This is a genomic window from Micromonospora foliorum (genome assembly GCF_022229015.1).
Classification (GTDB): Bacteria; Actinomycetota; Actinomycetes; order Mycobacteriales; family Micromonosporaceae; genus Micromonospora; species Micromonospora foliorum.
In genome coordinates this window covers 1-14760 of sequence record NZ_JAKKFF010000139.1, presented here as the reverse complement: position 1 = coordinate 14760, position 14760 = coordinate 1, and the positions used below count along the sequence as shown (strand labels likewise).

Annotated in this window: 12 protein-coding genes and 1 pseudogene; 4 read left to right on the top strand and 9 right to left on the bottom strand. The window is 72.7% G+C overall.

Going from position 1 to position 14760, the window contains the following annotated elements; genetic code table 11:
* Together PSH25_RS12470 and PSH25_RS12465 are read right to left on the bottom strand one after the other, a co-directional pair.
* Nucleotides 1-958 (bottom strand): annotated as a pseudogene (locus PSH25_RS12470) (hypothetical protein); the annotation flags it as partial.
* On the bottom strand, nt 958-2856 hold the full coding sequence (locus tag PSH25_RS12465) for a DUF6311 domain-containing protein (RefSeq protein ID WP_372492781.1): 1899 nt from the start codon (nt 2854-2856) through the stop codon (nt 958-960). The pseudogene PSH25_RS12470 and the gene PSH25_RS12465, both read right to left, overlap by 1 nt.
* A 224-nt stretch (nt 2857-3080) precedes the next feature.
* On the opposite strand from PSH25_RS12465, the gene PSH25_RS12460 reads away from it, so the two are divergent.
* Nucleotides 3081-4274 (top strand): hypothetical protein, encoded by a 1194-nt coding sequence (locus tag PSH25_RS12460; RefSeq protein ID WP_372492780.1) that lies wholly within the window; start codon nt 3081-3083, stop codon nt 4272-4274.
* Between the two features lie 300 nt (nt 4275-4574).
* Here the strand turns inward: PSH25_RS12460 and dxs are convergent, their stop codons facing one another.
* From dxs to PSH25_RS12445, 3 genes are all read right to left on the bottom strand, one after another.
* Entirely contained in the window at nt 4575-6521 is a 1947-nt protein-coding gene (dxs, locus tag PSH25_RS12455; protein WP_238659249.1) for a 1-deoxy-D-xylulose-5-phosphate synthase, read from the bottom strand.
* A gap of 115 nt (nt 6522-6636) precedes the next feature.
* The gene (locus PSH25_RS12450) at nt 6637-7896 is read right to left on the bottom strand and encodes a class I SAM-dependent RNA methyltransferase (protein ID WP_238659248.1); all 1260 of its coding nucleotides are present in this window, start codon (nt 7894-7896) and stop codon (nt 6637-6639) included.
* A 91-nt stretch (nt 7897-7987) separates the two neighbouring features.
* Nucleotides 7988-10072 (bottom strand): APC family permease, encoded by a 2085-nt coding sequence (locus tag PSH25_RS12445; RefSeq protein WP_238659251.1) that lies wholly within the window; start codon nt 10070-10072, stop codon nt 7988-7990.
* Between the two features lie 165 nt (nt 10073-10237).
* Between PSH25_RS12445 and PSH25_RS12440 the strand changes: the two genes are divergently transcribed.
* Nucleotides 10238-10903 (top strand): potassium channel family protein, encoded by a 666-nt coding sequence (locus tag PSH25_RS12440; RefSeq protein WP_112586756.1) that lies wholly within the window; start codon nt 10238-10240, stop codon nt 10901-10903.
* Nucleotides 10904-10906: 3 nt separating this feature from the next.
* Nucleotides 10907-11596, top strand: coding sequence for a potassium channel family protein (locus PSH25_RS12435; RefSeq protein WP_238659247.1), 690 nt, complete (start codon nt 10907-10909; stop codon nt 11594-11596).
* Between the two features lie 44 nt (nt 11597-11640).
* Here the strand turns inward: PSH25_RS12435 and PSH25_RS12430 are convergent, their stop codons facing one another.
* The 4 genes from PSH25_RS12430 to dut form a co-directional block, all read right to left on the bottom strand.
* Complete coding sequence (locus PSH25_RS12430; protein WP_238659246.1) at nt 11641-12327, bottom strand: DUF3159 domain-containing protein; 687 nt, start codon at nt 12325-12327, stop codon at nt 11641-11643.
* 25 nt (nt 12328-12352) lie between these two features.
* Nucleotides 12353-12733, bottom strand: a complete 381-nt coding sequence (locus PSH25_RS12425; protein ID WP_238659245.1) for an OB-fold nucleic acid binding domain-containing protein — start codon at nt 12731-12733, stop codon at nt 12353-12355.
* Nucleotides 12734-12847: 114 nt separating this feature from the next.
* Nucleotides 12848-13510 carry a DUF3710 domain-containing protein gene (locus PSH25_RS12420; protein WP_238659244.1) on the bottom strand — a complete coding sequence of 221 codons (663 nt, stop codon included), beginning with the start codon at nt 13508-13510 and terminating at the stop codon, nt 12848-12850.
* A gap of 25 nt (nt 13511-13535) precedes the next feature.
* Nucleotides 13536-14072, bottom strand: a complete 537-nt coding sequence (gene dut / locus PSH25_RS12415) for a dUTP diphosphatase (protein WP_238659243.1) — start codon at nt 14070-14072, stop codon at nt 13536-13538.
* A gap of 84 nt (nt 14073-14156) precedes the next feature.
* Between dut and PSH25_RS12410 the strand changes: the two genes are divergently transcribed.
* Nucleotides 14157-14690 (top strand): DUF3093 domain-containing protein, encoded by a 534-nt coding sequence (locus PSH25_RS12410; protein ID WP_372492778.1) that lies wholly within the window; start codon nt 14157-14159, stop codon nt 14688-14690.
* Nucleotides 14691-14760: the final 70 nt, after the last annotated feature.

The following is a 14760-nucleotide window of genomic DNA, read 5'->3' as shown; positions in this document are numbered from 1 at the left end:
AGTTCTCCTCGGTCGGGTTCGGCGAGAGCAACCCCGGCAGCCAGTCGTCGCCCAGCACGGTCTGCCGGGCCGACGCGGTGAACGAGGCGACGTCCAGTTGGAACGCCTGCGTGGCGAACGCCATCCCGGCGTAGTGCTGCGGGCCGTGGAACTGGAACCACAGCGGGTACGCCAGCGGCACCACCGCCACGCCGGCCGCCACCGCGAGCCGGCCGAACAGGGCCGGCGCGAGCCGCCGTGCGGCCACCCGGTCGGCGAGCGCGTAACCCAGCGCGAAGACGCCGGCCGCGAGCGCCAGGAAGACCAGCACCTCCTCGCCGATGAAGACCTGCCAGACGAGCAGCAGCCCCAGGCCGACGCCGGGTCGCCACACGCCGGGCCGGGTCGCAGCCGAGGCGGGCCGGAACACCAGGGCGAGGATCGCGGGCACCAGGAACTGGGCGGCGATGTGCAGATGGGCGCCCGCCTGAGCGATCATGCCGGGGGCGAAGCCACAGATCAGCCCGCCCACCGCGGCCGCGGCCCGGGTGCCGACCAGCCGGCGGCGCAGCAGCACGTACCAGGCGACGGCGGTCCCGGCGAGGCAGCAGACGACCGCCACGCAGAACGCCACCTGCGAGCCGAAGAGCAGGGTGACCGGGGTGAGCGGCACACCCAGGCCGAGCACCGAGGTGTTCGCCATCAGGTTGACCCCGTCGGGCGCGTTCAACCCGGTGCTGTAGAGCGGGTTCTCCCCCTCGACGACCGCGTGCGCCGCGTGGGCCAACATCCACTCGAAGAGGATCTGGTCACCCGCCTGGTGGAACAGCCGCCACGGGCGACCCCACTGCCCGCTGGTCAGCACCACGGCGAGGCCCAGATAGCCGGCCACCACCAGCGCGTCCCGCAGCCAGGCCGGACGGGACGTGTCGACCGTCGTCGGGGACGAGGTGTTCGGGGACGTCGTCCCGGTGGTCATCAGACCGAACGGTCGCTGAGCGCCCGGACGTCCCAGACCCAGACATCCAACTCCTGGCGGCCCGGGCCGACCAGCTCCTCGACCGTACGCCGCAGTGGCTCGGCGTTCTGCTGCCGCACCGGCAGCACCAGGATCGCCGCCCGCCAGTGCCGCAGCTCGTCGGTGAAGCGCCGACGCTGCCGGTCGTCCAGCTTGGGCGTACGGCCGGTGGTCGCCACCTCCTCCAGCATCTGACCCACCCCGCTGGGACGACCGCCGAACCGGCCCGCGTCACCGGTGTTGCCGTTGCGGGGGGCGAGGAAGTACCCGCCGGGGATCTTGAAGTCGAGGTTGGTGGCCGCCGCCCAGCGCATGCCGTGCGTGTTACCCATGCTGGGCACCGGGATCGGCACCAACGTCTGGTCCGGCCCGACGTACGCCCGCCAACGGTCCGCCGTGATGAAGTCCGGCACCGGCGGCCGGGAGACCATCCGCAGCGGCATCGGTGCGATCGGCAGCAGCGCGAAGGCCAGGCCCGCGGCGGTCAGCACGTGGACGGTACGGCGGTCGGCCGGACGCAGCGCCCAGGCCCGCTCGACGGCGAGCGCGAGCAGCAGCCCGATCACCACGCTGGTGATCAGCCCGAACCGGGTCGGCACCACCGCGTCCAGCAGCGGCAGGTGGACCAACCACTGCCACGGCCCGGTGATCAGCTCCCGGTCCCACCAGGAGACCCGCTCGCCGAGAGAGAGTACGGCGAAGAACACGCCGGTCACCGCGAGCGCCCGAACGATCAGCTCCCGGCGCAGCCAGACCACGATGCCGATGGCCAGCATCGACAGGCTCCAGCCGAAGAAGGCGTTCTCCTCCGAGTAGTTCGGCGCCAGGTTGATGTTGGCTCGCTGGTTGCCACCGAAGGTGGGCGAGCCGGGGGCGAAGAAGGCGGCGATGTCGTTGCCGTAGTCCTGCACCGCGTCGCTGAGCCCGTGGTAGGCCATCGGCCCGGCGAACTGCACGTAGAGCGGGTACGCCAGCAGCGACCCGGCCAGCAGTGCGCAGGTCACCACGCCGACGCCCACGGGCCGCCACGCCGCCCGCCACCGGGCCGGCTCCTGGGCGAGCACCGCCAACAGGAAGACGCCGCAGGCCAGCGCCGTGAAGAGCAGGATCTCCTCGTTGATGAACGCCTGCGCGGTGACGAGCAGGGCGAGCACAGCCCCGTCCCGAACCGGCCTTCCGGAGCGGGTGAGCACCAGCACCCGCCACACGATGAACGGCAGCAGGAACTGGCTGATGATGTTCGGGTGCCAACTGGCGTGCGAGAGCATCGCGGGCGAGAACCCGCAGAACCAGCCGCCGACGGCCGCCGCGAGCGGCGTACGCACCAGGTGCCGGGAGAGCATGAGGTACCAGGCCATGGCGGTGCCGGCGAGGCCGAGCGTGACCAGCACCACGAAGGAGACCGCCGGCCCGAAGAGCAGCGTCACCGGGACCATCGGGATGCCCAGCGCCAGCACGGCCGTGTTGGCCATCAGGTTGACGCCGTCCGGGTAGTTGAACTGCTCGGTGTAGAACGGGTACTCGCCGTGCAGCACCACGCGTACCGAGTGGGCGAGGAAGAACTGCACCTGGGCCGGGTCACCGGTGTAGAGCGAGGCCACCCGGCCGGACGGGTCCAGCCAGATCCGGCTGGTCACCCAGAGCGCGGCGAGCAGGAACAGCCCGCCCACCGCCAGGTGCTGCCGACGCCGAGTCCACCGACGCCACCGCGCCCGCGTCGGCACCGCGCTCCCGGCCGGTGCCTCGGATTCCGCCGGCGCTTCAGGCTCGGCCGGCGCTTTGGGCTCGACCGGGTTCGTGGTGGGGGCGGTCAGCGCGGGCGGGCCGGCGAAGAGGCCGGCCGGTGTGCGGTAGCTCACCAGCTCGGCGGAGTCGGCTACCGCCTCCGGGTGCGGCGCGGGCAGGGCGCGGGACTCGGCAGGCGTCACAGTCGGCGGAGTCTACCGGAGCAACCAAAACGTCCTAAACCCCCGGTGGTGTCCACTGTGGTTGGTCGGGTGCCGGCCAGCTGAGGCATCGCACCGGACATCTCGTACTATGGCGCTTTCCGACAGCGACGGCGAGGCGATCGGGGGCGGGCCAGGTGACTCCAGGCCGTCGGTACGGCAGGGCGCTTCCCGTCCTGCTGAGCGCGCTGCTGGCCACCACGGCCTGCGGTCCGGTAGCCGAGCGGAAGCCGCAGGACCTGCGGGTCGGGTACGACAGCCTGGACGGCACCCTCGCGGTGTGGCCGCCCCGCGGCGACCTCTCCGGCGACCCCACGGCGACGGCTGCGGTCACCGCGGCGGTCCGGGGCTGGCGGTCGCCGGCCGACGACCGCGCGCACCTGCCCTCGTCCGGCATCCTCTTCTCCGGTCGGGTCGACGGCGCCCCGGTGGCGCTGGTGGCCGCCGACGTGCCCGGCGAAAGCGCGTCCTGGCTGCTGCAACTGACCCGTGAGGGCGACCGGTACGTGGTGACCCGCGCCACCGAGTACACCGACCCGGGTTACCTCGTCTACTCCGACGTGCTGCCGGTGCAGACGGCAGGCGGCCGGCGCTACCTCGTCTCGGCCCGGGTGCAGACCCTCCTCGGGCCACAGGACCGGACGTTGGCCATCGCGGACGGCCTCAGCGCACCGGTCAACGTCCCGTCCTGCACGGCCGTCGCCGTGACCGCGACCCTGCGAACCACGGAGTCGCTGCCCCGTGGGCGGGCCGCCGACCGGCTGCTCGACCTGGGCACCGGCACCGTCGATCCGCGCTACCCGCTGGTCCGCGACGAGTCCGGCACGGGCCGGCGGGCGCTCACCGGCCTGGACACCTGCGTGCTGGCCGGCGATCGGGGCCCGTTCGGCAGCATCCCGCGCCGGATCGGGGACCGGGACGCCCCGCGTTCGGTGCCGACGTCCTGGCCGATGGCGAAGCTCACCGTGCGTTCGCTCGGCGAAGTCGCCCTCGGCGGTGGCGAGCCGGCCGAGTTGCAGCAGCTCAGCTGGGACACCGACGCCGGCGCGATGACCGCGGTGATCTACCGACCGGCCGACGGGAGCGCGCCCGTCGTGTCACCCGCCGACCGGGCCACCCCGTTGCAGGCGTACCAACTGCCGGTGCCCGGTCAGCCGCTGGTGGTGCTGAGCTGGCGGGCCACCCGGGACAGCTCCCTCTCCGTCCCACCGGGCACTCCCCTGCTGGTCGAGCGCCCCGGCCTGGTGGTCATCCCCACCCCGTCCCGCTCCCAGACCTACAGCCTCGCCAACACCGACAAGACCCACTACCGCTCGATCTCCCCCCGCTAACCCCCCACCCGCGCGATCTTGCACTTTCTGCACCGACAAATCGGGGCTCAAGGCGCATCACGCCAACCGAAAGTGCAAGATCGACGGGGCAACGCGCCGCACCTTGACCTGGTCGATCATGGAATTGTGGTGCCCCGCAAAAGGCGCGAATCATCAATCACCGCCCACCATAAGTCCTTGATCGACGAGGGAGGGCGGGCTGGGCTCGGCGGGGGGCGGGGCGGGGCGGGGCGGAGGTTGGGTTGGGTTGGGTGCAGGACGGCGGGCGCCCCTAGGGACGCCCGCCGTTGTTCGTTCTCGTCAGTTCTGCGCGGCCGCGTCGCTGGGGGTGAGGCGGTCCGGGGTGGCGTCCAGGCCGGAGATCCAGCCGGTGACGTTGCGGGCCACGTCCTGGGCGGTCAGGCCCAGGTCGGCGAGGATCTGCGCGCGGGTGCCGTGCGGGTGCCAGTCGGCCGGCACACCCAGGTCCTTGAGCGGCACCCAGACGTCGGCGTCGCGCATCGCCTGGGCGAGCGCGTCGCCCACCCCGCCGACCCGGACGCCGTCCTCGACGCTGACCACGAGCCGGTGGCGGGCGGCCAGGTCGACCAGCTCCGCCGGGACCGGGCGCACCCAGCGGGGGTCGACGACGGTGACCCCGTAGCCCTGCTCGGCGACCCGGGCGGCCACCTCCATGCCCAACTGGCCGAACGAGCCGACGGCGACGAGCAGCACGTCGGTACGGGCGGACTCGGCCAGCACGTCGACAGTGCCGACCCGGCGCAGCGCCGGCAGGTCCGCGGCGACCGCGCCGGTCGGGAACCGCACCACTGTCGGCCCGTTGTCGACGGCCACCGCCTCGCGCAGCTCCTCACGCAGGGTGGCGGCGTCGCGGGGAGCGGCGATCCGCAGGCCCGGCACCACCCCGAAGACCGACATGTCCCAGATGCCGTAGTGGCTGGGCCCGTCCGGGCCGGTGATGCCCGCCCGGTCCAGCACGAAGGTCACCGGCAGCTTGTGCATCGCCACGTCCAGCAGGACCTGGTCGAAGGCGCGGTTGAGGAAGGTGGCGTAGACCGCCACCACCGGGTGCAGACCGCCGAGCGCCAGCCCGGCCGCCGAGGTGGCGGCGTGCTGCTCGGCGATGCCCACGTCGTACACCCGCTCGGGGTACTTGCGGGCCAGCTTGGCGATGCCGGTCGGCTCGGCCATCGCGGCCGTGATGCCCACCACGTCCGGGCGCTCGTCGGCGACGGCCAGCAGCTCGTCGGCGAAGACGTGCGTCCACTTCACCGACGGGGCGGCCAGCAGCGCGCCGGTCTCCACGTCGAAGGCGCTGCCGGGGCCGTGCAGGCAGTCCGCCTCGTCCTCCTCGGCGGGACGGTAGCCGTAGCCCTTGCGGGTGACCGCGTGCACGATGACCGGGCCGCCGAAGTTCTTCGCCGCGCGCAGCGCCGCCTCGACCGCCGTCACGTCGTGCCCGTCTACCGGGCCCACGTACTTGATGCCGAGGTCCTCGAACATGGCCTGCGGGGCGACCGCGTCCTTGATGCCCTTCTTGACCGCGTGCAGCACCTCGTACATCGGTCGGCCGACCAGCGGCGTGGAGCCGAGGGCGTCCTTGACCGTGTCGAGGACCTTCTCGTAGCCGGGGTTGAGCCGCAGCGAGGAGAGGTGGTCGGCCAGCCCGCCGATGGTCGGGGCGTACGAGCGACCGTTGTCGTTGACCACGATCACCAGGGGGTTGCCGGCGGTGGCGATGTTGTTCAGCGCCTCCCAGCACATGCCGCCGGTCAGCGCGCCGTCACCGACCACGGCCACGACGCTGCGCGCCTCACCACGCAGGGCGTACGCCTTGGCGAGGCCGTCGGCGTAGGACAGCGCAGTGGAGGCGTGCGAGTTCTCGATGAGGTCGTGCTCGCTCTCGGCCTGGCTGGGGTAGCCGGAGAGGCCACCGCGCTGGCGGAGCTTGTCGAAGCCGGCCTGACGCCCGGTAAGGATCTTGTGTACGTACGCCTGGTGGCCGGTGTCGAACAGGAGCCGGTCCCGGGGGGAGTCGAAGACGCGATGCATGGCGAGCGTCAGCTCGACCACACCGAGGTTGGGCCCGACGTGCCCGCCGGTACGGGAGACCTTGGTGATCAGGAAGTCCCGGATCTCGGCGGCGAGGACGTCCAGTTCCTCGCCGGACATCCGCTTGACATCCTGCGGACCGCGAACCGTCCCCAGCAGCCGGCCGTGGTTGGCCGTGTCCTCTTCAACGCTCATGACCGGAGAGTCTATCGGCCGCCCGGTACTCCGCAGCCCGGCCCGGAGCCCCCCGCCCCCGGGCTGGGCGGGGAGTGGGCAGCTGAGCACCCGGTCAGGCGCCGACGCGCGTGTGCTACCGCTCGTCCGGCGGAAGCAGCAGCCCGACCTGCTCGACGTGCTGCGTCATCGGGAAGAGGTCGAAGCCCCGCAGCGCCGCCAGCCGCCAACCGAGGTCGGCGAAGGTGCGCACGTCCCGGGCGAAGGCGGCCGGGTCACAGGCCACGTACGCGACCGCGCGCGGGCCGGCGGCGACGATGTCCCGCACCACCTGGGCTCCCGCGCCGGAGCGCGGCGGGTCGAGCACCACCACGTCGACCGGGCCGGTGATCCGTCGGCGGGTCAGCGCGGTCTCCACCCGGGCCGCGACCACCTCGATCTGGGGCAGGTCGGCCAGGTTGGCCCGGGCCGCGTCCACCCCGTCCCGGCTCGATTCGACCAGGGTGATCCGGGCGTCGCCGACCCGGCTGGCGAGAGCCGCGGCGAACAGCCCGGCCCCGCCGTAGAGGTCCCAGGCGGTCTCGCCCGGCTGCGGGTCCAGCAACTCCAGCACCGCCGTGCAGAGGGCGTCCGCGGCGGCCGGGTGCACCTGCCAGAACGCGGACGCGGGCAGCGTCCAGTCCCGTCCGGCGGCGACCTCGCGGACCTCGGTCGGGCCACTGACCGGGGTGGGCACCCCTTCGCGGATCTCCGTGACGGTCACGTCCCCGCCGGTGCTGGCGATGGTCTCCACCGCCTCGGCGGACGGCCAGCGCGCACCGGTCGGGGTGAGCACCGGCAGTTGCTGGATGGCCGGGTGGGCGATCCGGCAGCGGTCGATCGGCACCACCTCGTGCGAGCGGTGCTTGAGCAGGCCGGCCCGGTCCGCGGCGTCGACCGCGTAACGGACCCGGGAGCGCCAACCGAGCAGCCCACCGGGCAGCGCCTCGACCCGGACGCCGAGCCGGTCCAGCTCGACGTCGGTCAGCCCGCCGAGGCGGACCAACTGCTCGCGGACCACGGCGGTCTTCCAGGCCAGTTGCGCGGCCGGGGCGACGTGTTGGAGGTCGCAGCCCCCGCAGGCACCCGGCTTCGCGTACGGGCAGGGCGGCTCGACCCGGTCCGGTGAGGGGTCCAGCACGGTCACCGCGTCGGCCCGGACGAACCCCCGGTGCACCTCGGTGACCTCGGCGATGACCCGCTCACCGGGCAGCGCGTGCCGGACGAACACCACCTGCCCGTCCACCCGGGCGACACAGTGCCCGCCGGGGGCGACCGCGTCGACGGTCAGCTCGACCCGGTCAGCCTCGGCCAGGCCCCGTTCGAACGCCGACGAGGCAGCCGAGGCCGACGGCAACGAGGCAGCCGAGGCCGACGGCGACGCGGCAGCCGAGGCCGATGCCGATGCCGACGGCGTCCGAGGTGTCGCGGTCTGCTGACCGCCCGACTCAGTCACGGGTGTTTCCCATCGTTTCGCTGTTCTCGGGCCCGCCCTCGCCGGGCGGCGCGGAGGCCACCGGCGGGGCGGCGACCAGCGGCGGCACGGTGCTCCGGGGCCCCCGGGCCGGGGTACGGGACAGCGTGGCGTCCAGCCGGTCCAGGTTCTTGCTCGCTGTCGACGCGAGCTGCCACGGCACGCTGACCACCATCACCCCCGGTTCGAAGAGCAGCCGACCCTTGAGGCGCAGGGCGCTCTGGTTGTGCAGCAGGTTCTCCCACCAGCGGCCGACCACGTACTCCGGGATGAACACGGTGACCACGTCCCGGGGCGACTTGCGGCGGGTGGAGGCCACGAAGTCCAGGATCGGCCGGGTGATCTCCCGGTACGGCGAGTCGATCACGGTGAGCGGGATGGCCATCTCCCGGCGCTCCCAATCGGCCTGCAGGTCCCGGGTGTCCTTCTCGTCCACGTTGACGGTCACCGCGGTGAGCGTGTCCGGCCGGGTGGCGCGGGCGTAGGCGATGGCCCGCAGCGTCGGCTGGTGCAGTTTGCTGACCAACACGATCGCGTGGTTGCGGGCGGGCAGCACGGCCCGGCCCTCGTCCGGCGGGGTCAGCTCGATGGCGATCCGGTCGTAGTGCCGGCGGATGGCCAGCATCAGCACGTAGATCACCGCCATCGCGGCGATCGCGATCCAGGCGCCGAGCAGGAACTTGGTGATCAGGACGATCACCAGCACCGCGCCGGTCAGGCCCGCGCCAAACGTGTTGATGGCCCGCGACCGGTGCATCCGGCGGCGCGCCTCCGGGTCCCGCTCGGTGCGCAGGTGCCGGTTCCAGTGCCGGATCATGCCGGCCTGGGAGACGGTGAACGAGACGAAGACCCCGACGATGTAGAGCTGGATGAGTCGGGTCACCTCCGCCTGGAAGCCGACGATCAGCACGATCGCGAACACGGCCAGGAAGACGATGCCGTTGGAGAATGCCAGCCGGTCGCCCCGGGTGTGGAACTGGCGGGGCAGATAGCGGTCCTGGGCGAGGATCGAGCCGAGCACCGGAAAGCCGTTGAACGCGGTGTTCGCGGCCAGGAAGAGGATCAGGGCGGTCATCCCGGCCACCACGTAGAGCAGGATCGACCCGGAACCGAAGACCGTCTCCCCGAGCTGGGTGGTGACCGTCTTCTGCACGTACCCCTCGGGGCCGGAGATGATCTGGAGGGCCGGGTCCTCGACGAACTGCAGGTGGGTCAGCCGGGACAGCCAGATGATCCCGACCAGCATGCTCACCGAGATGGTGCCGAGCAGCAGCAGGGTGGTGGCGGCGTTGCGGCTCTTCGGCGCCTTGAACGCCGGCACGCCGTTGGAGATCGCCTCGACACCGGTGAGCGCGGCGGCGCCCGAGCTGAACGTCCGCAGCAGCAGGAAGATGAGCGCGAAACCGGTCACGCTGTGCTCGGCCTGGATCACCAGGTCGGCGCTCGGCGCGCGGAGATCGTCACCCATGACGAAGACCCGGAACAGCCCGGTGAGCAGCATCCCGCCCATCACGATCACGAAGCCGTAGGTGGGGATGGCGAACGCCGTGCCCGACTCACGCAGCCCCCGCAGGTTGACCGCGCTCAGCAGGACCACCGCGGTCACCGCGATGAGGACCTTGTGGGTGGCCACGAACGGCACCACGGAGCCCAGGTTGGCCACCCCGGAGGAGACCGACACCGCCACCGTGAGCACGTAGTCGACCAGCAGCGCGCTGGCCACCCCGACGCCGAACTTCGGCCCCAGGTTGACCGTGGCCACCTCGTAGTCACCGCCGCCGGACGGGTAGGCGTGCACGTTCTGCCGGTAGCTCGCCACCACGGTGAGCATGACCACGACCACGGCCAGCGCGATCCACGGCGAGAAGACGTACGCGGAGGCGCCGGCGATGGAGAGGGTCAGCAGGATCTCGTCAGGCGCGTACGCGACGCTGGACAGCGCGTCGGACGCGAACACGGGCAGCGCGATGCGCTTCGGCAAAAGGGTGTGCTGCAGCCGGTCGGACCGGAACGGTCGACCGAGAAGAAGCCGCTTCAGCAGCGAGGTGGGACTGGCCACGAACGCCAAGAGTACGACCACCACGGCGGGGGCGCGGGGGTGGGCGATCACCGCTGCTCCGGACGGCGGGGTACGGTCGGTCCCCGCTCGCCACCGGGACGTGGCAGGCTCGCACTCGTAAGGCCACCGGCAGCGGGAGCGGTACGCACCTTTGGGAGGGACAGCGTGCACGTCGTGATCATGGGATGTGGTCGGGTCGGGTCGACCCTTGCCCACAGCCTGGAGTCCCGAGGGCACTCGGTGGCGGTGATCGACCAGGACGCCGACGCCTTCCGCCGGCTCGGCCCCGACTTCGCCGGGATCACGGTGACCGGGGCCGGTTTCGACGGCGAGGTGCTCCGGCAGGCCGGCATCGAGCGCGCGGACGCCTTCGCGGCGGTGTCGAGCGGCGACAACTCCAACATCATCTCGGCCCGGCTGGCCCGCGAGACGTTCGGCGTGTCCCGGGTCGCCGCCCGGATCTACGACCAGCGCCGCGCGCAGGTCTACGAGCGGCTGGGCATTCCCACCGTGGCGACCGTGCGGTGGACGGCGGACCGGATGCTGCGACACCTGGTGCCGGAGGGCAACGTGGAGATCTTCCGCGACCCCACGAGCACGGTGTCGATCGTCGAGGTGCCCGTACACAAGGACTGGATCGGCCGACCGGTGCGGACGCTGGAGGACGCGACCGGCGCGCGGGTGGCCTACCTGATCCGCTTCGGCATCGGCACGCTGCCCACCGGCTCCACCGTCATGCAGGAGGGCGACCAGGTGTTCATGCTGGTCAGCGATGACATCGTGGCGACGGTCACGTCGGTGGCGGCGACGCCGCCGGAAGGAGGGCACTGAGCCATGCGGGTCGCCATCGCGGGCGCGGGCAACGTGGGCCGCTCGATCGCCCAGGAGTTGATCGACAACGGCCACCAGGTGATGCTGATCGAACGGCAGCCCAAGATGCTTCGCCCGGACCGGGTGCCGGCCGCCGACTGGGTGCTGGCCGACGCGTGCGAGGTGGCCAGCCTGGAGGAGGCGAACATCGCCGGGTGTGACGTGGTGGTCGCGGCGACCGGCGACGACAAGACGAACCTGGTGCTGTCGCTGTTGGCCAAGACCGAGTTCGCGGTGCCCCGCGTGGTGGCCCGGGTCAACCGGGCCGAGAACGAGTGGCTGTTCACCGAGCAGTGGGGCGTGGACGTCGCGGTGAGCAAGCCGCGGGTGATGGCCGCGCTCGTCGAGGAGGCGGTCACCGTCGGCGACCTGGTCCGGCTGATGACCTTCCGACAGGGCGAGGCGAACCTCGTCGAGATCACCCTGCCGCCGACCGCCCCCTACGTCGGTCAGCCGATCCACGCCGTGCCGCTGCCCCGCGACTCCGCCCTGGTGGCGATCCTGCGCGGCAAGCGGGTCCTGGTGCCCAGCCCGGACGACCCGATCGAGGCCGGCGACGAGCTGATCTTCGTCTGCACCGCCGAGGTGGAGGACGAGGTCCGCGCGGTGATCCTCGGACCGGACAGCGTCGAACGGACCCGCGGCTCACGCTGACCCCGACGGGCGCGTCGAGCGGTCCGGTGGCTGCTCGGCGTCGCTCAGGCGCTGGGCAGCGGGGCCGACGGCGACTCCCGGGTGACCCGGCGCACCGTCCAGACCGTGATCAGCAGCAGCAGCGCGTACGGCGGGTAGCCCAGCGCCAGCCGGGCCACGCCCAGGGCGGTGTCCTGGTGGGCCAGGTAGAGCCCGGCCTGCACGCCCACCTTGGCCAGCCAGACCACACCCCAGAGCACGGTCAGCTGGGTGAAGGTGCGCACCAGCTTCGGGTCGGCCCGCCACTCCGAACGGCCCTTGGCCACCAACACCGACCAGATCCAACCCACCAGCGGCTGCCGGATCGCGGCCGAGATCAGCAGGGCGACGCCGTACCCGATGCCGTAGAGGATGCCGGGGAGGTAGAAGTCACGCTCGTCGCCCGTGCGCCACGCGATGGCCGCGCCGACGCCGACGCCGAAGAGCCCGTTGACGGCGTGCCGGATCGGCCGACGCTGGGCCAGCCGCACCCCGGCGATCAGCACCGCGACCGACACCGACGCGATCACCGCCGGCCGCAGCTCGCCGATGATGTTGGCGAGGACGAAGACCACGACCGGGATGCTGGACTCGACCAGCCCGCGCCAGCCGCCGAGCTGGTCGGCCATCTGCTCGGCGATCGTCGGCAGCGGCTCGTCGTCGTCCTGAGGACCGGTCTCCGGCTGTGCCGCCCGGTGCTGTCCCGTCGTCATCGCCGGCCTTCCGTCCGCAGTGCCGTCACTTGGGCGAGTCCAGCTCGTAGTAGGGGTTGTAGATGACCTTGCGGTCGTCCCGCACGGCCACCCGGCCACGGGCGGTCAGGTGCCGGCCCGGCTCGATCCCGGCGATGTGCCGTCGACCCAGCCAGACCAGGGTGACCACGTCACTGCCGTCGTACAGGTCGGCCTCGAGGGTGGGCAGGTTGGTGCGCGGCGTGTAGACCACCGTGCGCAGCCGCCCGGCCACCGACACCAGCTGACCCCGGGAGCACTGCTGGGCGGGGATCCCGCCGCACTCGGCGCTCTCCCGACGCAGCTCCTGCGCGTCGATCTCGGCCTCGCTGGCGGTGAACTTCTGCAGGATGCGCCGCAGCGACACCCGGCTCTCGTCGGTCGTCATGACCTCCGCGTCACCCTCTCCACGCTCGCCGTCCCCGGCCGGCCCCGGCGGCGCCGGAACTGTGCCGCCAGCGTACGCCGACGGGGCTGGTTCCGGCGGGCCGGTGCGCGCGGGTCAGACCTGACGCGGCGCGGCGGCGGCGTCGCCCGCCTCGGCCTCGGCCTGATCGGCGATCTCCCGGGGCAGCCGCAGCGGCAGCGGCTCACGGACCGGCTTCGCCTCCTGCCCACGGTCGACCACCAGGCCGTCCAGGCACTCGACGAGCGGCCCGGCCATGGCCGGGTCGGTGGCCACCGGGCCCTGGAACACGCCACGGACCATCCAGCGCGGCCCGTCGATCCCGACGAACCGCAGGTTCGTCGAGCCGTCCGGGGTACGCACCTGGGCGTGCAGCTCCGGGCCGTACTCGCCGGCGACCTCCTGCGCGCTCGCGCCGTCGCGGAGCAGCGACTGCCGGATCTCCTCGCGCACCTCGTCCCAGATCCCCTCGGACCGGGGGGCGGCGAAGACGCCCAACTGGAGCGCGTTGTCGCCGTGCACCAGCACCACCTGCTGGATCACACCCTGCGGGTCGGCCTGCACCCGGACCTCGACGTCGGCGATCGCCGGGATGTGCAGGCTGCCCAGGTCGAGTCGCTGCACGTCGTCGTAGCTCTCGGAGATGTCGTACGGGCCGCGCTCCAGCGTCGGCGCCGCATCGCCCTGGTCCGGGACCGGGGTGGCCCGCTCGTCACGGGTCTGCCGCTCGGCATCGGCCCGCTTTCGGGAGAAGATCACTGCGCCTGCCCTCCGCTGTTCACACTCACCCTGCCACCTCTTCCGTCTGCCCGCGGCCCGGCTCGCTCGGCCGCCGCTCGACCCGGTCCTGGCCCGTCGGCGACGGCACCAGCCCGGCGTGCCCACCGGTGGACCCGTGCCCACCGGTCCCGCGCCGGGACGCGGGCAGCTCGACCACCGGCTCGAACCGCGCCCGTGCGACCTGCTGGACCACGAGCTGCGCGATCCGGTCGCCGCGGGAGATCTTCGCCGGCACATCCCGATCATGATTGATCAGGTTGACCAGGATCTCACCCCGGTAGCCGGCGTCGACCGTACCGGGCGCGTTGAGCACCGTCACGCCGAGCCTGGCCGCCAGACCGGAGCGCGGATGAACCAGGCCCACGTACCCCTCGGGCAGCGCGACGGCCACGCCGGTGGGCACCAGGGCACGGCCGCCGGGCGGCAACTCCACGTCCGCGGCCGCCACCAGGTCGGCCCCGGCGTCGCCAGGATGGGCGTACGTGGGCAACGGCAGCTCCGGGTCGAGCAGCTGCACGGGCACGGGTACGACGTCGGTCACGGGTCCCCTCTTCCGTCCGGTTCGCGGGGTGACCCTGCCATCCTGCCGGTTCGTCGAGCCGCCGTGCGCCGTACCCTCGCAGGAGTGAGCATGTCGCCCTCCCCGTCCGCCGATCAGCCGCCGGTCGCCGCCCGCTCGGCGTACACCGAGCGGCTGGATCTGCCCTGGTGGCTGTGGCTGGCCGGGCTGGTCGCCGCCGCGTTGCTGGCCGTCGAGATCTGGATGGGCGCCTCCGGCGTCCGCGCCTGGCTGCCGTTCGCCGTGCTGGTGCCGCTCACCGCGGCCGGGCTGTGGTGGCTGGGCCGGATCCGGGTCGGGGTGGCCGACGCCGAGCTGCGGGTGGACGACGCCCGGCTGCCGGTCCGTTTCGTGGCCGACGTGGTGCCGCTGGACGTGGCCGGTCGACGTGAGGTGCTCGGCGTCGGCGCGGACCCGCTCGCCTTCGTGGTGCAGCGACCCTGGATCGGCGGCGCCGTGCAGGTGATCCTCGACGACCCCGCGGATCCGACCCCGTTCTGGGTGGTGAGCACCCGCCACCCGGTCGAGCTGGCCGAGGCGGTGCTGACCGCGCGGGACACCCTGGCGGCGTCCCAGCCGACGGTGGGCGAGCCGGGCTGATCCGACGGCGCCGGGTCCGTTCAGGTGCCGGTCCGGCGCCGAGGGCCGGCGTGCCGGTCCGGTGCCGAGG

Excerpts from the sequence above, each read along its gene's own strand:
- dxs (WP_238659249.1), bottom strand. The coding sequence starts at position 6,521 with ATGAGCGTTGAAGAGGACACGGCCAACCACGGCCGGCTGCTGGGGACG.
- PSH25_RS12430 (WP_238659246.1), bottom strand. The coding sequence starts at position 12,327 with ATGACGACGGGACAGCACCGGGCGGCACAGCCGGAGACCGGTCCTCAG.
- PSH25_RS12435 (WP_238659247.1), top strand. The coding sequence starts at position 10,907 with ATGCGGGTCGCCATCGCGGGCGCGGGCAACGTGGGCCGCTCGATCGCC.
- PSH25_RS12425 (WP_238659245.1), bottom strand. The coding sequence starts at position 12,733 with ATGACGACCGACGAGAGCCGGGTGTCGCTGCGGCGCATCCTGCAGAAG.